Origin of the sequence: Burkholderia arboris (assembly GCF_902499125.1) — a bacterium.
GTDB lineage: Bacteria > Pseudomonadota > Gammaproteobacteria > Burkholderiales > Burkholderiaceae > Burkholderia > Burkholderia arboris.
In genome coordinates this window covers 34,549-54,583 of the sequence record NZ_CABVPX010000029.1, presented here as the reverse complement: position 1 = coordinate 54,583, position 20,035 = coordinate 34,549, and the positions used below count along the sequence as shown (strand labels likewise).

The following is a 20,035-nucleotide window of genomic DNA, read 5'->3' as shown; positions in this document are numbered from 1 at the left end:
GGCGGCTCCCGGCACGTAATTCTGCTATTTTTTGCTGATCCGTCGTCGGGACGGCCCGCCGAAAGCCTCCGATTTCGCTTCACATGGCAACAAACGAAAGCATTCGACGGATTTGAACCTACTTCGAAAGACGCGACCGATGCAAAACAACTGGCTCGTTCACGCGCTCGTCACAACCCTGCTGTGGGGCGTGTGGGGCGCATTCACCGGCTTGCCCGCCGAGCAGGGCTTCCCCGATACGCTGATCTACGTGGTCTGGGCGTTCACGATGATTCCGCCCGCGCTGGTCGCGCTCGGACGCGCCGGCTGGCGCGTGCGGCACGACGGCCGGTCGCTGGCTCTCGGGCTCGCCATCGGGCTGCTCGGCGCCGGCGGACAGATGCTGCTGTTCCGTGCGGTCGAATCGGGGCCGCCGTATCTCGTGTTCCCGATCGTGTCGCTGTCGCCGGCGCTGACGATCGCGCTGTCGTTCCTGCTGCTGCGCGAACGCACGGGCAAGCTCGGCGTGGCCGGCATCCTGCTCGCGCTGTGCTCGCTGCCGCTGTTCGATTTCCAGTCGGGCCAGGGGCCCGCCCGGTTCGGGCTGTGGTTCGCGCTCGCGCTGCTGGTGCTCGTCGCGTGGGGGCTGCAGGCGTATTTCATCAAGATCGCGAACGCGACGATGGACGCGGAATCGATCTTCTTCTACATGGCGCTGACGGGCCTGCTCTGCGTGCCGTTCGCGCTGTGGATGACCGACTTCGGCCGCACGATCAACTACGGGCTCAACGGCCCGGGGCTCGCGGCCGTGATCCAGGTGCTGAATGCGATCGGCGCGCTGACGCTCGTGTACGCGTTCCGCTTCGGCAAGGCGATCGTCGTGTCGCCGCTCGTCAACGCGGGCGCGCCGCTGCTGACGTCGGTGATCTCGATGGCCGTCACCGGCACGACGCCGACCGGCAGCAAGCTGACGGGCATCGCGCTGGCGCTGCTGGCCGCGCTGCTGCTCGCGCTGCAGCCGGAAAGCGCGGCGGCGACCGGCGCGGCGGGGGAATCGGCATGAACTATCTGCTCGATCTCGTCCGCCGCCACAAACAGGCACCGCGTCGCGCGCCGCACGGCGTACCCGCGATCGGCATCCCGTCCGTATGCTCCGCGCATCCGGTCGCGATCGCCGCGGCGCTGCGCGAATGCGCGGCGCGCGAGCGCCCTGCACTGATCGAAGCCACCTGCAACCAGGTCAACCAGGACGGCGGCTATACGGGCATGACGCCGCACGACTTCCGCCGCCACGTGCTCGACATCGCCGCACGCGAACGCGTGAGCCCCGATGCGATCCTGCTCGGCGGCGACCATCTCGGCCCGAACCCATGGCGCCGGCTGCCGGCCGCGCAAGCAATGGACAAGGCCGAGACGATGGTCGCGCAATACGTGGCGGCCGGCTTCCGCAAGCTGCATCTCGACTGCTCGATGTCGTGCGCGGACGATCCGTCGCCGCTGCCCGAGCCCGAGATCGCCGCGCGCGCCGTGCGCCTGTGCCGCGCCGCCGAGGCGGCGTGGGCGGCCGGCTCGCCGCGCGGCGAGGCGCCCGTCTACGTGATCGGCACCGAGGTGCCGGTGCCCGGCGGCGCGCACGAGACGCTCGATACGCTGGCGGTCACCGCGCCCGGCGCGGCCGCCTCGACGCTGGCGCTGCATCGCGACGCATTCGCGCGCGCCGGCCTCGACGATACGTGGTCGCGCGTGATCGCGATGGTCGTGCAGCCCGGTGTCGAGTTCGATCATCACAAGGTCATCGACTACGACGCCGGTAACGCGCGTGCGCTGAGCGCGTTCATCGAACGCGAACCCGCGCTGGTCTTCGAAGCGCATTCGACCGACTACCAGACGCCCGACAATCTCGCGCAACTGGCACGCGATCACTTCGCGATCCTGAAGGTGGGCCCCGGCGTGACCTTCGCGATGCGCGAAACGCTGTGGGCGCTCGCCGCGATCGAGCGCGAATGGCTCGGCGGCGACGACGGCTTCATCGCGACCGTGCTCGGCGTGATGCGCAACGAACCCGCGCATTGGCGCGACTACTACGCGGCCGGCGCACAGCTCGAACTCGACCTCGCGTACAGCCTGAGCGACCGCATCCGCTACTACTGGACCCACCCGGTCGTGCAGCGCGCGTGCGCCGACCTGCTCGCGCGCCTCGATGCAGCGCCGCCGCCGCTCACGCTGATCAGCCAGCATCTGCCGCGCCAGTACGAGGCCGTCCGCGAAGGGCGGCTCGACCTGCGTGCGAGCGCATTGTTGCAAGACGGCACGGCCGCGGCCGTCCGTCCGTATCTTCACGCGTGTGCCGCGTGACCGACTCTCCTCAGATCTGCTCATGGAATTTCTCGACCTCGATCCCGCCGACCTCACCCGCCGCCACGCCGCTCACACGGCCCGCGAAATCGCCCAGCAACCCGACGTCTGGCCCGACGTGCATGCCGTCGTCGACGCGCAACGCGCGGCGCTCGACGCGTTTCTTGCGCCACTGCTCGCCGACGTGCGCCTGCGCATCGTCCTGACGGGCGCCGGCAGTTCGGCGTTCATCGGACAGTGCCTCGTGCCCGCGCTGCGGCACCGCTTCGGCGGCCGCGTCGAAGCGGTGGCCACCACCGACATCGTCGCGAATCCCGGCGACACGCTGCAGCCTGGCGTGCCGACGCTGCTGGTCTCGTTCGCGCGCTCGGGCAACAGCCCCGAAAGCGTCGCGGCCGTCGACCTCGCGGACCGCTTCGTCGACGGTTGCCGCCATCTCGTCTTTACATGCGCGGCCGACGGCTTGCTGAACCGCCGCCTCGGTACGCATCCGCGCGCGCACGTCGTGCTGCTGCCGGAGGCGACGCACGATCAGGCGTTCGCGATGACGTCCAGTTTCAGCGGCATGCTGCTCGGTGCGGCCTGGGCGTTCGGCGTGGCCGGCATGCCGGTCGGGCCGCTGGCCGACGCCGCGCGCACGCTGCTGCGCGAACAGGCGTCGCGCATCGCCGCGCACGTGCGGCAGTTGCCCGAGCGCGTCGTGTATCTCGGCAGCGGCGCGCTGCTCGGGCTCGCGCGCGAAGCCGCGCTGAAGCTGCTGGAACTGACCGACGGGCTGATCGTCGCGATGGCCGAATCGCCGCTCGGCTTCCGGCACGGCCCGAAGACGTTCCTCGACGAACGCACGCTCGTCGTCGTGCTGCTGTCCGGCGATCCGCATACGCGCCGCTACGATCTCGACCTGCTGCGCGAACTGCGGCGCGAAAACCGCGCGGCCGGCATACTGTCGATCGGCGTCGCGGCAGCCGACGGCGCGGGCACCACCGGGACGCTGCCGCCGTCCGACGACGACCTGACGGTGCCGCTGCCGCCCGGCCTGCCCGACCTCGCGCTCGCGCCCGTCGCGCTGATCCTCGCGCAGTGCTTCGCGCTGCTTGCGTCGCTGCGGCTCGGGCTCACGCCCGACAACCCGAGCGCGTCCGGCACGGTCAACCGCGTCGTCGCCGGCGTCACCATTCATCCGTATGCGGGGCAGCCCACATGACTCCACTCTTTCTCGGCATCGACGGCGGCGGCACCAAGACCGCGTTCCTGGTGATCGACCCGCACGGCCGTGTGCTCGCGCGCCACGAAACGACCACCAGCTATTACCTCGAGATCGGCATGGACGCGCTGCGCACGCTGCTCGCCGACGGCGTGCACGCCGTGCTGGCCGCGGCGGACGTCGCACGCGACGAGATCGCGTATGCATTCGCCGGCTTGCCCGCGTACGGCGAGGACAGCCGCCTGCTGCCCGAGCTCGACGGCCTGCTCGCGCCGCTGTTCGCGCGCGAGCGCTACCGGATCGGCAACGACATGGTGTGCAGCTGGGCCGGCACGCTGGCCGGCGGCGACGGTATCAGCATCGTCGCCGGCACCGGGTCGATCGCGTACGGGCAACTCGAAGGCCGCGCCGCGCGCTGCGGCGGCTGGGGCGAGATCTTCGGCGACGAGGGCTCGGCCTACTGGCTCGCGCGCGAAGGGCTCGCCGCGTTCTCGCGGATGGCCGACGGCCGCGCCGCGCGCGGGCCGCTGTTCGACATCGTGCGCACGCACTTTTCGCTCGACCACGATCTCGACCTGTGCGCGGCCGTGAATTCGGGCGCCGTGCGCAGCCGCTTCGCGCAACTGTCGCGGCTCGTGATCGACGCGGCACGCGCGGGCGACGCCGAAGCGCACACGCTGCTCGAACGCGGGACGGACGAGCTCGCGCAACTCGCGGCCGGCGTCGCCCGCGCGCTCGACTGGCCGCCCGGCCAGCCGCTGCCCGTGTCGTATTCGGGCGGCGTGTTCAATGCGGGCGCGCTCGTGCTCGATCCGCTGCGCGACGCGCTCGCCCGCTGCGTGCCTCAAGCGGTGCTTACCGCACCGCGGCTCGGCCCGCATGTCGGCGCGGCCGTCCACGCGGCCCGGCTGGCGGGCCGGCCGCTCGATCCGTCGGCATTGCGTGCGCTCCAGCCCGGGCAGGGGTTTTGATATCATTTCGGCTCCCTGTCTTGCCGAAATGGACATGCCCGCTCACAGAGTGCCTCCCCCGCCTGCCGTCGATCACGCGCCGTTGCTCGTCGAGGAACGCCGCCGCCTGATCTGCGAGCTGGTGCGCGAACGGGAGAAAGTCACCGTCGAGGAGCTGGCCGAGCGGTTCGGCATTTCGCTCGTCACGGTGCGCAGCGACCTGAACGCGCTCGCGGCGGCCGGCGCGGTGCTGCGCACGCACGGCGGCGCGCTCGTGCTGCGCGAAAGCGACGAGGTGCCGATCGCGGTCAAGCAGAAGCTCCGTCACGCGGAGAAGGTGCGCATCGCGACGGCCGCCGCCGCGCTGATCGGCGACGGCGAGACGATCCTGCTCGACTCGGGCAGCACGACCGAGGAAATCGCAAAGCAGATCGTCACGATGAAGCTGCAGTCGCTGAACGTGATCACGAATGCGCTGAACGTGGCCGTGCTGCTCGCGGCCGCGCCGCACATCAACCTGATCATGCCCGGCGGGCAGCTTCGGCCGAACTCCTATTCGCTGTCGGGGCCGCAGGCCGTCGTCGCGCTGCAGGGGCTGTATGCGGACCGGCTGTTCCTCGGCGTCGACAGCCTCGATCCCGAGATCGGCCTGATGACGCCACACCTGCTCGAGGCGCAGCTGAACGCGCAGATGCTGAAGATCTCGCGCCAGGTGATCGCGGTTGCCGATTCGTCGAAACTGATGAAGCGCAACCTGTCGGTGATCGCGAGCGTCGAGCAGCTCGACATGCTGATCACCGATACCGGCGCCGATGCGGCCGTGGTCGACGATCTGCGTCAGCGCGGCATCGACGTGCTGACGGTCTAGCCGCGCCCGACGCTCCCCTTTCCGGAAACCCCGATGCCGCCCGTTTCTTCCCCGCCCGTTCTCGATACGCCGCGCCTCGTCCTCGAAGGCCATCCGCTCGGCGACTTCGACGCGCTCGCCGCGATGTGGGCCGAGCCCGACGTCGTCGCGCACATCTTCAACGGCCAGCCGTCCGCGCCGCGCGATTCGTGGATGCGGCTGCTCGCGTATCGCGGGCTGTGGCCGCTGCTCGGCTACGGCTACTGGGCGATCCGCGAAAAGGCGTCGGGCCGTTACGTCGGCGATCTCGGCTTCGCGGATTTCCACCGGAACATCGAGCCGCCGATTCGCGGCGTGCCGGAAGCCGGCTGGGCACTCGCGACCTGGGCACACGGCAAGGGCTATGCGACCGAGGCGCTTGCGGCCGCACTGGCGTGGCTCGATGCGCAGCAGCGGTTCGAGCGCAGCATGTGCCTGATTGCGCCGACCAACGTCGCGTCGATCCGCGTGGCGGAAAAGGCAGGTTACGGCGAGCCGCGGCGCATCCGCTTCAACGACGCCGATTCGTTGATGTTTTCGCGCACGAGCCGGTAGCGTGGGCGTCGCGATCGCCGTCGCTCGCGTCACTCGGCAGCCGGTTCGTAGAAACGCTCGAACAGATCGTGGTCCATCGGCCAGCAGTGCCCGCATGCGTCGAGCAGGATCCAGTCGCCCGGCTTCACCGGACGCCAGCCTTCCGGCGTCGCGACCGCCCACATGCCCCGATGATGCTCCACGCGGTCATGGTCGCCCTCGACGAACCACCGGGTTGCATCGACATAGCTGGTGCGTTTTCTGAATTTCATCCCACCACCGGAGAAAGCGGATATCGGCGTCGCGTTGCCGGACGGAACGTGAACCGGAGGCCCGCGCGGGCCGCACAGCGCGCGGCCGCTGCGCCCGCCTCGTAGAGCCGCGGCTCCGCCTTCGACGCGTTCGTCGCCGCCCGCGTGTCGTGCAACGCCGCCCAGCCCTCCGCGACGAGCGCCTGCAACGTTTCGCGTGCGGCGGTGGAGATCCGGACATCGATCTCCTGCATTCGCCTGAGCGCCGACATGACCTCGTCCGGTTGATCGGCCCCAAGGGCGACCACGAATCTCGAACGTCTCCCGGCGGCCCGCACGGCCTCGCTCCAGTCAGCCCGCGCAACGGCAACTTCGATCGCGTGCGTCAGCGCGTCGAGACTCTGGACGACTTGCAACGGCGTCATTTCGCATCCCCGTCTGTTATTGGTTTCGCCTGTCTGCCTGCCCGTCGGGCGCCGGCGCGGCGTCAATCCGGCACGCACGCATGCGATTCCGCGCATGAGCGACAGGGCTCGACGCGTCGTCGAAACCCGCAGCCGATACGTCCGGGAAACGGACGAAATCGCGCTGCGTCGTGCGCGCGTGTCAGGTGCGAGGATTGTAGGGAGCGGCGCCCGGCCACGTCGGTAATATTTTGTAATTATATGTCGAGTAACCTTGCCCGGCCTGGGCTCGGCCCGGATGCACGACCTTCGCGGCAGCGGATTGCCGCAAACGTTTTCGTCTGAACGATGCCCGATCGCACCCGCTCGTCCGTGCCGCGCCGGATATCGCGTTGAACCGTTTCGACCACGGGCGCGGCCTCGTGCCGCCGGCGATGCGCTTCGCGCCCGGCGGCGACGCTTTCCCCATAGATAAGCTCACCGAACGAATCAGATTTCGTCACATTCCGGCGGAATGTTGCGCAGTATCATCCACGTCGCTTCAGCCATGACGCGTCCGGACTGGGCCTGACCGCTCGCCACTTTCCCGTTTTGCCCCCTCGTTCAGCGATGCCCATCCGAATCCTGCTCGTCGAAGACGACGTTCCTCTGTCCGCGCTGATCGCCGACTATCTGCGCAAGCATCACTACCAGGTGGACACGCTGTTCGACGGCGGCGGCGCCGTCGCCACCATCGTCGCGAACCGTCCCGACCTGGTGCTGCTCGACATCAACCTGCCGGGCAAGGACGGCTTCGAGATCTGCCGCGAGGCGCGCGTGCAATACGACGGCACCATCATCATGGTGACGGCCCGCGACGAACCGTTCGACGAACTGCTCGGCCTGGAGCTGGGTGCGGACGACTTTCTCCGCAAACCGGTCGAGCCGCGCCTCCTGCTTGCGCGGATCAAGGCGCAACTGCGGCGAACGCGCCTGCCTGCGGACGAGCGCCTGCCGGATTCGCCGCAGCGATTCGTGTTCGGCAAGTTCTCGATCGACCGGGCCGATCGCCGCGTGCGTCTTCCCGACGGCAGCATGCCGCGCCTGACATCGACCGAATTCGACCTGCTGTGGGCGCTGGTCTGCCGCGCCGGCGAAGTGGTCAGCCGGGAAGACCTGACGCTGTTGCTGCGCGGCATCGCGTTCGACGGCCTCGATCGCTCGATCGACGGCCGCATCTCGAAGCTGCGCCGCAAGCTGCGCGACGACGCCACCGAACCGAAACGGATCAAGACCATCCGCTCCCGGGGCTATCAGTTCAGCAAGCACGCCTGGGAATGACGCCGTGCGCCGGCGATGGCACGCGGCTTCGCCGTCGCCCGGTGCGTCGCATCACGTGCCGGCAGTCTTCTCGCCGGGCGGGGTAACGGGCGACTGCGGATCGCGCGCGAGCCCTTGCGCGAACACCTTCAGGCCCTCGAGCAACGGCGTCAGCGCATCCCACAGCGCCTCGTCGTGCAGCAGCCGGTACGCGCCGCGCACGCCGGGCGCAACGTGCTCATGCTGCGCCGGCTGCCATGCGCCGACATGATGCAGCGCGTCGGCCGCCGCGAACACGGCCTTGCCGAACTGCTCGGGCGGAATGCGCGACAGCGCCATCAGCAGCACCGCAAGATTCTGCATCCCGCTTTGCATGCCGGGCTTGTCGAGCGCGTCGACGAACGTGTCGGCCAGCCGCGCATTCGCGCTGACGACCTCGTTCGCGAAATGCAGGAAACCATGCCGGTGCAGGCTGCCGAGCAGGTGTTCAAGCGCGTCGTGCGCACTGGGCTCCGCGTGCGGCGGTATCGTATCGGGGGATGGGCGTTCGGTCATCGGTTTTCTCCGGATGAGACGCTGCGCGGCTGTCGGGACGGCAGCCCCACGCGCCGAATGCGTGTCGTACGGCTGTCGCCGCGAAGCCGGCAACGCCAGCCCGGGCGACCTGGCGGCGCAGCAATCCGCATGCCGCGCCGCCAACGGCCGCGCAAGCGGACCGCAAGACGGGCACCGGGGCCTGGCGCGGCCCGCCGCAACACCCACCATCCAGCCACGCGGCACATACCGCGCCGGCGAATACCGGTCACGCCCCCGGCTTCGTCGATGTGCGATCCGGTCAGCGTACTCGCATTGCGCGCGATTGCATCGACGAGCCAGCGAATCACCGCGGTCACGGTGCGTCCGGCACCTGCGGCCTGCCTGACGCAACGCATCGCCGCCGCCCGCGCATGGGCGACGTGGTGTCCGCCCTTACTTGCACGAATAGTTCGCCGCGTCCCTGATCGACCCCGAGCCGTTGTACGTCGCCTTCGACGGATACATGCAGACGGGCTGGCTCGCGCTGCCGTCCGCCGACGTCAGCGTGATGCGGGCCGGCGCGCTCCCGTTCTCGACCCAGTTGACCAGCTGCGCATACAGGTCCTGGCGATCGGCATGCGGCAACGGCACCGTATCGGCCGTTTGCGCAGGGCCGGCGGTGCCGTTGACGCCGCCATAGCCGCTGCAATGCCCCATGCCCGGCACCAGGAACAGCCGGTCGAACTGCTGGACGGCCGGAATGCCGCCCATCCGGCCCGCCACGCGTTCGTAGTAGTTGATGCTGCCCGACGGCGTGATCAGCGGATCGGCCAGGCCGTGATAGTGCAGCACCTTCGCGCCGGCCTTCACGAGCCCCGACAGGTCAGGATTGTCGGTATTGATGTTGCCGAACGACGGCTGCAATGCAATCCCCTGATCGTAGGCGTTCGCCAGACCCGCATAGCCCAGCCCCTTCCACCTGTTCGCGCCGTTTCCGGTCGCGTTCGTGAAGTTGCTCCCGGCCATCGTCGGATCCTGCAGCTCCAGCGCGACCAGGTCGGTCGAGATGCTGAACGGCGACGCGCCGGCCAGCGCACCGGTCACCGTCCCGCGCATCAGCCCGAACCACAGCTGGTTGCTCGCGAGCGACGTGCCCGTGCCAATGTCGGCGGCCGGGCCCGGCACCGCCCCGTCGCGTGTCATTCCGTACCAGGTCTTGTTCATCGCCGTCGCCTGCGCGGCCGTCACGCACGCGGCCGTCGTGTTCGTCCCGGTGACCGCGCCGATCTTCACGCCCGAGCACAGCACGTTCGCGTCCTGCGCCGGATCGTAGCGGCACTGCGCCGGGTCCATCAGGTAACCGAGATGCTGGCCGCCGACCGAGTCGCATGCGCTGACGGCCGCGCCCGACAGCAGCGCCTGTTGCGCGTCGGTCAGCGTGACGCCGCCGAGATCGCTTTGCGCAACGACTTGCGGATAGAGTTCGCCCGTAATGAACCTCGACCAGTTGAATGCCGGCGCACCGTTCAGGTAGCCGTCGTAGTCGGACGGGTTGTTCTGCACCTCGTTGTAGCCTTGCCGGCCGCCCGTCGAACAGCCGTCCCAGTACGCATACTTCTGCGGCGTCGCGTAGTACGCGGCGACCAGCGCCTTCGTCTTCAGCGCGAGTTCGTGCAGGCTGCGCTGCGCGAAGTCGCCCCACAGCGTCGTGTTGATCGTGCCATCGGGATTCATCGCGAACGAACCGTTCGGGACGGCATGCCCGGTATCCGTCGTGCCGACCGCGGCCCCCTCGGTGGCCGCGATCGTCGCGGCGCCCGGCACGCCGCCGGCACTCGCGATCTGCGTCGGGTCGTCATACGCGCCGCCCTGCCAGCCACCGCCGCCGAGGTTGTGTATCCGGTGATTCCAGTTCGCCGGCGCCGGCAGCCAGATCTCCATGCCGATGCCGGCCGACGTCGACGGTGCGCCCGCCGGCCCCGCGTTGCCCGGGCCCACGTTCAACTTGACGAGACACAGGTCGCTGCCGGCGACGGGCGTCGCGGACGTGGCGGCCGATGCCGTCAGCACGAGCGGATCGCCGGCCTTGAACGCCTTCACCGCAATCACGGTGGTGTTCGCATCCGGTACGAACCGTGTCTTCATCGTGTCGTTGCATGCGAGTGCGGCGGTTGCCGTGCCGCTTCCCGGCGCCTCCACGTCGTGATCGTTACAGCCTGACAAGGCCAGGATTGCCGTTGCGGACGCGACCGCCCACACGCCCGCACGCCATGCACGGCGACCGCCGTTGCCGCTTGTCGTCGAATTCATACCGCCCCTCCGTCTTCTCTCGAGTTATTTGCGTTCTTGAAAGCGAACCGGCACGCGCCGATTCGCGTGGTGCCCGTTCGACGCGATCCGCTCAGAACATGTGCCGGATGCCGGCCATCACACCGACCTGGTTCTGCCCCGGTGCGGGCGTCGTGCCGCCCCCGCCGGCGCTGATCGTGAACGCGCCATGCGCGCTGTTGGCGAGGTAGGCGCCCTGCAGATAAACAGCCGTCTGCTTCGACAGGAAGTAGGTGCCGCGCAGTGCGCCGAGCGTCGCGCGCGCATCCTGGCCCGACACGTTGACGTGATAGACGCCGCCGTCGACCAGGAACGCGGGCGTCACGTAGTAGTTCGCGGTGAGATAGAACAGGTTCGAGTGCACGTTCGGGCCGCCCGACGAATCGGTGTCGACCCAGCGGCCGATCCAGCCGCCGCCGATCTTCACACCGAACGCGTTGACGTAGCCGTTGACCTGCGCGCGGTCGTCCTTGTCGCCGTTGGACGTCAGCGGCAACGGCTTGACGCCGTCGAAGAAGTTCGCAGCGGCCGTCGCGCCGCCGCCGCGCTGCTCTTCATACGACGCGGCCGCGCCGAACGACGTCGAATCGTATTTGAGCATCGCTGACCACAGCCGGCACACGGTCGTTTCGCCCGGTGTCGGGCCTGCGCACGTGCCTTGCCCCGGCGAGTTGCCGGTCCCGGCCGAATCGCGGCCGAACGAAACCATCGCGCCGGCCGTCAGCCCGCCGAACTTGCCGCGCCATGCCACCGCGTTGTCGGCGCGGCCGTTCGGGATGTATGCGTCGAGCGACGGCAGCCCGTAGATGTTCGGGCCGAGCAGGTCGGCATCGAGCACCGCGTAATAGGTCATCGTGTACTGACGGCCGAACGACAGCGTGCCGTACGGGCTTTCGATGCCCACCCAGCTTTGCCGGCCGAACAGCCGCCCGCCTTGCCCCATCGTGCCGCTGCCGACATTGAAGCCGCTCTCGAGCGCGAACACGGCCTTGTAACCGCCGCCGAGATCCTCCGATCCGCGCAGCCCCCAGCGCGACGGCAACTCGCCGGTGATCGAGGGCATGCGCACGATACCCTTGCCGTCGGCATTGGCGTGCGACACGTATTCGACGCCGGTATCGATGACGCCGTACAACGTCACGCTGCTTTGCGCACAAGCGGCCGTCGCGAATCCGAGCAAAGCTCCGCCTGCGAGATGCTGAAATCTCATTCCGTCTCCAAACATTGATATGGGGTATTTCTCGTTGATTCGGGGTACTGAACGGCAATCCGGCATGTGCGGATTGAACGACCGGGCCGGATCGACGCGTCATGCGAGCCGAACGCCATCAGGCTGTCGCTCGACTCGCCGCCGGCGGCCGGTCAAAAGGGAATGTGATCGGGGGCGTCTCCTTGTTGCATGATTCCGTTCGGGCTTGCAACCTGTTTGCGGCGATAGTAGCGACCGAAAAATAGCCAGTCCAACACCGAATGGGTATCGGTTCATATCTGCGAGGTATGCATCGGCCGGCCGCCCTCCTTTGGTGCATCGATGACCGTCATGCCTCGCGAATCGCTCTGCAAACCGAACTAATTTTTACGAAAAACCGGTCACGCTCGCGTCGTAGCTGCCATAGAATGGCGAGACCCGCTCACCCCCCTGCTCCCCACTCGACGCCAACGAACATGGAATTCCGCCATCTGCGCTATTTCGTTGCGGTTGCCGAGGAGCGCAGCTTCACGCGCGCCGCACAAAGGCTCCATATCGCACAGCCCCCGTTGAGCCGGCAGATCCAGCAACTCGAACAGCAACTCGGCGCGTTGCTGTTCGAGCGCGATTCGCGTCCGCTGAAGCTCACCGAAACCGGCCGCTTCTTTCACCAGCATGCCGTGCAGTTGCTCGCGCAAACGGCCGAGCTCGAATCGATGACGCGCCGCGTCGGCAAGATCGAACGCAGCCTGTCGGTCGGATTCGTCGGCTCGACGCTGTACGGAATGCTGCCGAAGGTGATTCGCCGCTATCGCCAGCGGCATGCGGAGGTCGAACTGAGCCTGCACGAGATGTCGACGATGGACCAGATCAAGGCGCTCAAGGAAGGCCGCATCGACATCGGCTTCGGGCGCATCCGGCTCAACGACCCGAGCGTGCGCCGCGTCGTGCTGCGCGAGGAACCGCTGATCGCGGCGCTGCCGCTCGGCCACCGGCTGTGCGCAACGAACGCGGCGCTGTCGCTGCACGACCTGCTCGACGAAACGCTGATCGTGTTTCCGAACGCGCCGCGCCCGAGCTATGCGGACCAGGTACTCGCCGCATTTCACGATCGTGCGCTCAAGCCGGCGCGTGTGCTGGAGACACGCGAGCTGCAGGTCGCGCTCGGGCTCGTCGCGGCGGGCGAAGGCGTGTCGATCGTGCCGAAGAGCGTGTACGGGCTCAAGCGCGACGACGTGTCCTACCAGGAGCTGGACGACGCGCGGCTCGTGTCGCCGATCATCATGAGCATGCGCATGCTCGATGCGTCCGACGACATCGAACGCATGCTGCGGCTCATCTACGACCTGTACGACGAGCACGGCATGGCGTACCTGCCGCCAGCGGAACGCGACGCGCCGGCCGCACGCGCCTGAGCGGGCGCCAGGCCCGATGCGCCGCCGCGCTCAACCCGGCAGCACCGCCACCGCCTTGATTTCGACGAGATAGCCGGGCGAGCCGCCCAGCATGTGTGCACCGACCGCCGTCCATGCCGGTTTCGGGTGGGCCTGAAGATAGCGGTCGCGTACCTGCATGAACAGCGGCAGATCGCGCATGTCGGTATGGAACGTCGTCAGGTCGACCACGTCGTTGAACGATGCACCGGCCGCTTCCAGCACCTGCTTCAGGTTCTCGAATGCCTGCACGATCTGCGCTTCGCGGCCGTCGACAAGCTGCATCGCCGCGTCGCGGCCGATCTGGCCGGAGACGTAAAGCGTATCGCCGACCTTCAGGCCCGGCGCATAGCCGATCTTCTCGTACACCGCTTCCATTCCCGCCGGAACGATGGCTTTGCGTTCATGCATGGCTGTCTCCGTGGCCGGCGTCGATGCGCCGGCCGTCTGGTTGTCGATGAAGGCTGTCGATGAACACGGGCGGGCGGCGCGCCGCTCAACCCGTATCGCCGCCCGCGACCGGCAGCACCGTGCCGGTGATGTAGCTCGCCTCGTCGGACGCAAGGAACAGGATCGGCGCGATCTGCTCGTCGAGGCTGCCGTAGCGCTTGAAGTACGTCGATTCGGTCACCTGCTGCACGGCTTCGCCCATCCACGCCTGTTCCTGCGCGCTGTCGCCGGCCGCATTGCGCGGCACGCGGCGCGGCGGCGCGCTGGTGCCGCCCGGCGCGGTGGCGACGACACGGATGTTGTGCTCCGCGTACTCCATCGCGAGCGCCGACGTCAGCGCATTGACGCCGCCTTTCGCCGCCGAATACGGCACGCGACGGATGCCGCGCGTCGCGTTCGACGAGACGTTGACGATCGTGCCGCCGCCGCGTGCGATCAGGTGCGGCAGCACGGCGTGACAGGTATAAAGCGTCGGCATCAGCGAGCGGCGGATTTCCGCATCGATCTGTGCCGGCTCGAATTCGGCGAACGGGCGCATGCGAATCGCGCCGCCGACGCCGTTGATCAGGATGTCGATGCCGCCGAACGTCTGCACCGCATGCACGATCGCCGCGTGCGCGCCTTCGTAGGTTTCGAGATCGGCGACGAAGCCTGCCGTCTCGCCACCGGTCGCCTCGGCCGCCACCTCGGCGACGAAATCCGCGCGATCGACGAACAGCACCCTGCCGCCCTCGGCGGCCGCGCGCAGCGCGACGCCTCGGCCGATGCCCTGCGCTGCGCCGGTGACGACGACAACCTTGCCGGAGAATCGTTGCATGGTCATGCCGCCTTTGCCGTGACGTTCGGGGTGAACTTCTCGTAGTGGAAGCTGTTCGGCTTCACGCCTTCGTCGTCGAAATACTTGCGCACCGCGTCGACCATCGGCGGCGGCCCGCACAGATACACGTCGACGTCGCCGTCGTTCAGCGCATCGGCCGGAATGTGCTGCGTGACCCAGCCCTTGCGCGGATGGCTCGATTCCCCATCCGCGACGACCGTCGCGAAGCTGAAGTTCGGCAGCTTCGCCGCGTAGGCTTCGATGGCGTCGACCAGCACGAGATCGAGGTCGCGCGTCACGCCGTAGATCAGGTGCACCTTCTGCTGCGAGCCGCTGCGCGCCAGCACTTCGAGCATCGACAGGAACGGCGCGAGGCCGGTGCCGCCCGCGAGGAACAGCAGCGGCCGCTGCACGTCGCGCAGGTAGAAGCTGCCGAGCGGCCCGTGCAGTTCGAGCGTGTCGCCAGGCCGCGCCGATTCAAGCCACGTGCTCATCACGCCGCCGGGAATCTTCTTGATCAGGAAGCTGACCTTCGCGTCGGCCGGCGCCGACGAGAACGAATAGGAGCGGTGCTGGCCGCTCGCGGGCACGTCGATGTTCACGTACTGGCCCGGCAAGAACACAGGCGCAGCCGCGCCGACGTCGAGCTCGAGCACGACGGCCGCGTCGTGATGCTGCTCGACCTTCGTGACCGTCGCGGCGAAGCCGCTCTGTCCGGTCTTGCACGCGACCGACGAGGTCGGCACCGCGATCACGCAATCGCTTTGCGGCACCATCTGACACGTCAGCACGAGACCGCCGTCCTTTTCGTCCTCGGTGAGCGCATCGTCGATGTAATCGTCGCCGAGGTCGTAATTGCCGCTTTCGGCGCGGCACTTGCAGGTGCCGCACACGCCGTCGGAGCAATCCATCGGCAGGTTGATCTTCGCGCGGAAGGCCGCGTCGAGAACCTTCTCGCCGGCCTTGCAATCGATGAAGCGGGTTACCCCGTCCTCGAAATTCAGTGCAATCTTGTAGCTGGACATGGCGTCACCTCCACTTCCTTTCATGACAAGTCAACAGGCGTCAGACGTGATACACGTCGAGCACCTGCCGGATGTAGTCGTTCTTCAGCACGATCTTCTTGTGCGAAATCAGCAGCGCATCGCCCGCCCGGCGCAACGTGACGAACATCGTGCCGAAGAAGTGATCGGTCACGCGGTAGCGGTGGTTCAACGTGTGAAAGTTGTAGCGCACGTCCACTTCGTCGTCGCGTTCGGCCAGCACCTCGACGTTCGTCACGTTGTGGCTGGTACGCGGCTCGGGCGTCGATGCGCCGCTGCGCTCGGTCTTGATGCGGAACACGCGATCCTCGAGGCCGCCGCGGTCCGGGTAATACATCAGCGAGATCTGGCTCTGGTGATCGTCGGTCGGCCGGTCGTCGTCGTCCCACGCGGGCATCCAGTACGTGACGTCCTCCGTGTAGCAGGTCAGCCACTCGTCCCACTGGCGATCGTCGAGCAGGCGCGCTTCGCGATACAGCGCCGCGCAAATGGTCCGGAAATCGAAGCTCATGCTGCCACCTCCCCGCGTTCCTTCTTCAGCGCATCGCGCATCACGTGCACCCAGTGTTCGTGCTGGCACACGAACAGCCCTTCATCCTCGCTGCGCTCGCCCGAAATGCGCGGGTTCAGCCCCATCTTCTTCGCGTTGTCGTCGGGCCCGTCGACCCACAGCGGCGCGCCGCGCGACAGGTCGTTCCACATCGCCGTGATGCCCGCATAGCCGGCCTGGCACGCGCGGAACTCCTCGAGATCGTCGGCGGTGCCCATGCCCGTCACGTTGAAGAAATCCTCGTACTGGCGGATGCGGGTCGTGCGATCGGCCTCGCTCTCGCCCTTCGGCGCGAAACAGAAGATCGTGACTTCGGTCTTGTCGACGCCGAGCGGCCGCACCACGCGGATCTGCGTGCTGAACTGGTCCATCAGGAACACGTTCGGGTACACGCACAGGTTGCGCGTCTGGTTCACGATGAAGTCGGCCTGCACGTCGCCGACGCGCGCGCGGATCTCGTCGCGATGCTGGTACACGGGCCGCACTTCCGGGTTCATCGTCTGCGTCCACAGCAGGATGTGGCCGTTGTCGAACCCGTACACGCCCGCGACCGATTTGCTCCAGCTGTTCGCGTCGACGGCCTTGGTGCCGTCTTCCTTGCGGCGGCCCATCGTCGCCGCGTAGTTCCAGTGGACGGTGCTGACGTGGTAGCCGTCGCAGCCGTTCTCCATCTGCATCTTCCAGTTGCCTTCGTAGATGTAGGACGAGTTGCCGCGCAGCACTTCGAGCCCGTCCGGTGCCTGGTCGACGATCTGGTCGATGATCACGCGCGCTTCGCCGAGGTACTCCTCGAGCGGCAGCACGTCGGCGCTGAGGCTGCCGAACAGGAAGCCGCGATAGTTCTCGAAGCGCGCAACCTTCTTCAGGTCGTGCGAGCCGTGCGTGTTGAACTGCACCGGATACTCGGTCGTCTTCTCGTCCTTCACCTTCAGCAGCTTGCCGGTGTTCGAGAAGGTCCAGCCGTGGAACGGGCACGTGAAGCTGCCCTTGTTGCCGTGCTTGCGGCGGCACAGCATCGCACCCTTGTGCGCGCAGGCATTGATGACCGCGTGCAGCTCGCCGGTCTTGTCGCGCGTGATCACGATCGGCTGGCGGCCGATCCACGTCGTGTAGTAGTCGTTGTTGGCCGGAATCTGGCTTTCGTGCGCCAGGTACACCCAGTTGCTCTCGAAGATGTGCTTCATCTCGAGCGCGTACAGCTCCTCGTTCGTGAAGATGTCGCGGCGGCAGCGGAATACGCCGGCCTCCTTGTCATCCTGCACGGCGGTGGCGAGCAGGTGATCCAGTTCGTTGGCTTGATCGATCGTGGCGGACATGTTGGCTCCTCCCATGCGCGTGCCGCGTCCTGCAAGCACGCTCGCATCGGTTTCAGTTGAATCTCGCGGAAACCCGGCCGGCGGCGACGCATGCGCGCCGCGCCGCAGGGTGGTTACGCCGTCGCGGCTGCGCGCAGGCGGTGGACGATCTGGTTGTCCTTGCCCTGCACCAGCGGCGTCAGCACGAAGTTGAACTCGATGTCCTGGTACGCATCGGCCTTCATGCCGAGCGCCGCGCCGCCGGTCTTGCCGACCACCGGCGGGATCAGTTCCTCGCGCGTCGCATACGCGAAGTCATCCCAGATCAGCGGGTCGCCGTCGATGTTGAACTGCGTCGTCAGCTTGCGGTGGTCGTTGCTGTCGACGAAGAAGTGCACGTGCGCGGGGCGGTTGCCGTGGCGGCCGAGGCCGTTCAGCAATTGCTGCGTCGCGCCATGCGGCGGGCAGCCATAGCCGACCGGCATCAGCGTGCGGAATTCGTACTTGCCGTCCGCGCCCGTCTTCACCGCGCCGCGCAGGTTGAAATCGCTCTGCTTGCCGGTCGGGTCGAAGTGCGAATAGAAGCCGTGCGAGTTCGCGTGCCAGCATTCGACCAGCGCGCCCGCGACCGGCTTGCCGTCGAGGCCCGTGACCGTGCCGTGGATCACGAGCGGGCCCGCGCCGTCGTCCGCGTCGAGGTCGATCTTCGACACGCCGTCGCGCACCGGCGCGCCGGCCACATACAGCGGCCCTTCGATCGTGCGCGGCGTGCCGCCGTCGAGGCCGACGGCCTTGTCTTCGGCGTCCATCCGGATGTCCAGGTACTTCTCGAGACCGAGGCCAGCCGCGAGCAGCGCTGCTTCGCCATCCTGACCGAGCTTGTTCAGGTAGTTGACGCCGGCCCACACCTCGTCGGGCGTGATGTCGAGATCGTCGATCGCCTTGAACAGGTCGCCGAGCAGGCGCAGCACGACCTGCTGCGTGCGCGCGTTGCCGCCTTTCGCGTTGTCCGCGCCCGCGTTCGATGCGGCCTTCAGCAGATCCTGCACTTCCCGGGTTTCGAAAACTTTGACGCTCATGATGGTGTCTCCACGTGTATTGGGGGGAATGACGGCTGTGCCTGACTCGGGCTACCGCGCGACTTTGATCAGTCCGTCGCGGGTGAAACGCCTGACTTTGTCTTCGTCGAGTTCAATGCCGAGACCGGGGCCGTCCGGCACGGTCAGTTCGAAGTCGCTGTAATCCAGCGGCTGCGTCAGGATCTCTTCGGTGATCAGCAGCGGCCCGAACAGTTCGGTGCCCCACTGCAGGTTCGCGAAGCTCGCGAACAGGTGCGCGGACGCGACCGTGCTGAATGCGCCTTCGAGCATCGTGCCGCCATACAGCTCGATGCCGGCGGCATCCGCGATCGCGGCCACGCGCTGCGCGGCAAAGAGGCCGCCGCTCTGTTCGATCTTGATCGCGAACACGTCCGCGCCGTGATGCTTCGCGATGTCGAATGCGCTGTCGGGGCCCTGCAGGATTTCATCGGCCATCAGCGCGACCGGGAAGCGGCGCATCAGGCGCGCCAGCGCCGCGGCCGACGCGACCGGCTGCTCGACCAGCTCGCAGCCCGCATCGGCCAGCGCGGGAATCGCGCGCGCGGCCTGCGTTTCGCTCCACGCCATGTTCACGTCGACGCGCACCGACGCGCGATCGCCGACCGCCTTCTTGATCTCGGCCACGTGCCGGATATCGGTCTCCGGCGACTTCGCGCCGATCTTCAGCTTGAATACGTTGTGGCGGCGCAGGTCGAGCATCCGTTCGGCTTCGGCGATGTCGGTGGCCGTGTCGCCCGACGCGAGCGTCCACGCGACCGGCAGGCGATCGCGCCGGCGGCCGCCGAGCAGTTCGCTGACCGGCACGCCGAGCCGCTTGCCGTGCGCGTCGAGCAGCGCGGTTTCGAGCGCGCTCTTCGCGAAGTGGTTGACCTTCGCAAGCTTGCCGAGGAACGCCATCAGCGTCTGGATGCGCGTCGCGTCACGACCGACGATTGCCGGAGCGAGATACGCGTCGATCGCGAGCTTCATCGCTTCGGGGCTTTCCGGGCCGTAGGCCATCCCCGCGATCGTCGCGCCTTCGCCGATACCCGTCACGCCGTCGCTGCAGAACACCTGCACGAGCATCAGCGTCTGGCCGTGCATCGTCGCCACCGACAGCTTGTGCGGGCGGATCGTCGGCAGGTCAACGAGGCGGGTTTCGATGCGTTCGATGGTGACGGAGGACATGGGGCACGCTGCGTGGGGGGTGTTCATGGAACGGATTTATACGCGGCGGGGAAATGGAGCGTCCAATACTTTTGGGCGGGACTTTTGATACCTGGTGGGTATTAAAATCGCGCTCATCATGCGAAATATTGCGGTGCGCCATACCTTTTTTGGCTAGGTATGCGGGCTGAGAGGCTTGATGGAGCGCGGTCGTGCGGGTTCGGGGTATCGCTTGGGCGGGCGCGCACTGCAGCGGCTTGTGACAGCGGGAAAACCGGCTGAAACCGGCGGCCCTGCCGAGTCGAT

General features: G+C 67.5%; 20 protein-coding genes. 8 read left to right on the top strand and 12 right to left on the bottom strand.

Translation table 11 applies throughout. The features are described 5' to 3' along the window. Positions 1 to 139: 139 nt before the first annotated feature. Genes BLA15945_RS28580 through BLA15945_RS28555 form a run of 6 tightly spaced genes read left to right on the top strand, consistent with a single transcriptional unit; the run spans position 140 to position 5,929 of the window. A complete protein-coding gene (locus BLA15945_RS28580) occupies positions 140 to 1,042 on the top strand; it encodes a DMT family transporter (protein ID WP_059241892.1) in 903 nt (300 codons plus the stop codon). Further along, positions 1,039 to 2,334 (top strand): D-tagatose-bisphosphate aldolase, class II, non-catalytic subunit, encoded by a 1,296-nt coding sequence (locus BLA15945_RS28575; RefSeq protein ID WP_174993950.1) that lies wholly within the window; start codon positions 1,039 to 1,041, stop codon positions 2,332 to 2,334. Before BLA15945_RS28580 ends, BLA15945_RS28575 begins: the two co-directional genes overlap by 4 nt. A 22-nt stretch (positions 2,335 to 2,356) precedes the next feature. Beyond that, complete coding sequence (locus BLA15945_RS28570) at positions 2,357 to 3,538, top strand: SIS domain-containing protein (RefSeq protein ID WP_059241896.1); 1,182 nt, start codon at positions 2,357 to 2,359, stop codon at positions 3,536 to 3,538. Next, on the top strand, positions 3,535 to 4,509 hold the full coding sequence (locus BLA15945_RS28565) for an N-acetylglucosamine kinase (RefSeq protein ID WP_059241898.1): 975 nt from the start codon (positions 3,535 to 3,537) through the stop codon (positions 4,507 to 4,509). The genes BLA15945_RS28570 and BLA15945_RS28565 overlap by 4 nt, the downstream gene beginning before the upstream one ends. A gap of 34 nt (positions 4,510 to 4,543) precedes the next feature. Beyond that, the gene (locus BLA15945_RS28560; protein WP_063805315.1) at positions 4,544 to 5,356 is read left to right on the top strand and encodes a DeoR/GlpR family DNA-binding transcription regulator; all 813 of its coding nucleotides are present in this window, start codon (positions 4,544 to 4,546) and stop codon (positions 5,354 to 5,356) included. A gap of 33 nt (positions 5,357 to 5,389) precedes the next feature. After that, positions 5,390 to 5,929, top strand: a complete 540-nt coding sequence (locus BLA15945_RS28555) for a GNAT family N-acetyltransferase (protein ID WP_174993949.1) — start codon at positions 5,390 to 5,392, stop codon at positions 5,927 to 5,929. 29 nt (positions 5,930 to 5,958) lie between these two features. On the opposite strand, the gene BLA15945_RS28550 is transcribed toward BLA15945_RS28555, so the two are convergent. Both BLA15945_RS28550 and BLA15945_RS28545 read right to left on the bottom strand, forming a co-directional pair. Continuing rightward, positions 5,959 to 6,180 (bottom strand): hypothetical protein, encoded by a 222-nt coding sequence (locus BLA15945_RS28550; RefSeq protein ID WP_174993948.1) that lies wholly within the window; start codon positions 6,178 to 6,180, stop codon positions 5,959 to 5,961. Beyond that, a complete protein-coding gene (locus BLA15945_RS28545) occupies positions 6,177 to 6,584 on the bottom strand; it encodes a hypothetical protein (protein ID WP_226196810.1) in 408 nt (135 codons plus the stop codon). The genes BLA15945_RS28550 and BLA15945_RS28545 overlap by 4 nt, the downstream gene beginning before the upstream one ends. A 588-nt stretch (positions 6,585 to 7,172) precedes the next feature. Here BLA15945_RS28545 and BLA15945_RS28540 point away from each other — a divergent pair. Then, on the top strand, positions 7,173 to 7,883 hold the full coding sequence (locus BLA15945_RS28540; RefSeq protein ID WP_174993947.1) for a response regulator: 711 nt from the start codon (positions 7,173 to 7,175) through the stop codon (positions 7,881 to 7,883). Positions 7,884 to 7,934: 51 nt separating this feature from the next. Here BLA15945_RS28540 and BLA15945_RS28535 read toward each other — a convergent pair whose 3' ends face one another. From BLA15945_RS28535 to BLA15945_RS28525, 3 genes are all read right to left on the bottom strand, one after another. Further along, entirely contained in the window at positions 7,935 to 8,417 is a 483-nt protein-coding gene (locus BLA15945_RS28535; protein WP_174993946.1) for a DUF1641 domain-containing protein, read from the bottom strand. A 414-nt stretch (positions 8,418 to 8,831) separates the two neighbouring features. Next, complete coding sequence (locus BLA15945_RS28530) at positions 8,832 to 10,688, bottom strand: tannase/feruloyl esterase family alpha/beta hydrolase (RefSeq protein ID WP_174993945.1); 1,857 nt, start codon at positions 10,686 to 10,688, stop codon at positions 8,832 to 8,834. A gap of 91 nt (positions 10,689 to 10,779) precedes the next feature. Further along, a complete protein-coding gene (locus tag BLA15945_RS28525) occupies positions 10,780 to 11,916 on the bottom strand; it encodes a porin (protein ID WP_059241913.1) in 1,137 nt (378 codons plus the stop codon). Between the two features lie 455 nt (positions 11,917 to 12,371). On the opposite strand from BLA15945_RS28525, the gene BLA15945_RS28520 reads away from it, so the two are divergent. Next, positions 12,372 to 13,310 (top strand): LysR family transcriptional regulator, encoded by a 939-nt coding sequence (locus BLA15945_RS28520; protein WP_059241915.1) that lies wholly within the window; start codon positions 12,372 to 12,374, stop codon positions 13,308 to 13,310. Positions 13,311 to 13,340: 30 nt separating this feature from the next. Here BLA15945_RS28520 and BLA15945_RS28515 read toward each other — a convergent pair whose 3' ends face one another. The 7 genes from BLA15945_RS28515 to BLA15945_RS28485 all read right to left on the bottom strand — a co-directional run bounded on the left by BLA15945_RS28515 (position 13,341) and on the right by BLA15945_RS28485 (position 19,750). Continuing rightward, a complete protein-coding gene (locus BLA15945_RS28515) occupies positions 13,341 to 13,739 on the bottom strand; it encodes a RidA family protein (protein WP_059241917.1) in 399 nt (132 codons plus the stop codon). A gap of 85 nt (positions 13,740 to 13,824) precedes the next feature. Next, on the bottom strand, positions 13,825 to 14,601 hold the full coding sequence (benD, locus tag BLA15945_RS28510; protein WP_174993944.1) for a benzoate diol dehydrogenase BenD: 777 nt from the start codon (positions 14,599 to 14,601) through the stop codon (positions 13,825 to 13,827). Then, entirely contained in the window at positions 14,598 to 15,620 is a 1,023-nt protein-coding gene (benC, locus tag BLA15945_RS28505; protein ID WP_059241922.1) for a benzoate 1,2-dioxygenase electron transfer component BenC, read from the bottom strand. The genes benD and benC overlap by 4 nt, the downstream gene beginning before the upstream one ends. A 40-nt stretch (positions 15,621 to 15,660) precedes the next feature. Then, positions 15,661 to 16,149: a benzoate 1,2-dioxygenase small subunit gene (gene benB, locus BLA15945_RS28500; RefSeq protein WP_174993943.1), complete on the bottom strand. Its 489-nt coding sequence runs from the start codon at positions 16,147 to 16,149 to the stop codon at positions 15,661 to 15,663. Continuing rightward, positions 16,146 to 17,504 (bottom strand): Rieske 2Fe-2S domain-containing protein, encoded by a 1,359-nt coding sequence (locus BLA15945_RS28495; RefSeq protein ID WP_059241926.1) that lies wholly within the window; start codon positions 17,502 to 17,504, stop codon positions 16,146 to 16,148. Before BLA15945_RS28495 ends, benB begins: the two co-directional genes overlap by 4 nt. A 113-nt stretch (positions 17,505 to 17,617) precedes the next feature. Beyond that, positions 17,618 to 18,562 carry a catechol 1,2-dioxygenase gene (gene catA, locus BLA15945_RS28490; RefSeq protein ID WP_174993942.1) on the bottom strand — a complete coding sequence of 315 codons (945 nt, stop codon included), beginning with the start codon at positions 18,560 to 18,562 and terminating at the stop codon, positions 17,618 to 17,620. A gap of 51 nt (positions 18,563 to 18,613) precedes the next feature. Further along, positions 18,614 to 19,750: a muconate/chloromuconate family cycloisomerase gene (locus BLA15945_RS28485; protein WP_174993941.1), complete on the bottom strand. Its 1,137-nt coding sequence runs from the start codon at positions 19,748 to 19,750 to the stop codon at positions 18,614 to 18,616. Between the last annotated feature and the right edge of the window lie 285 nt (positions 19,751 to 20,035).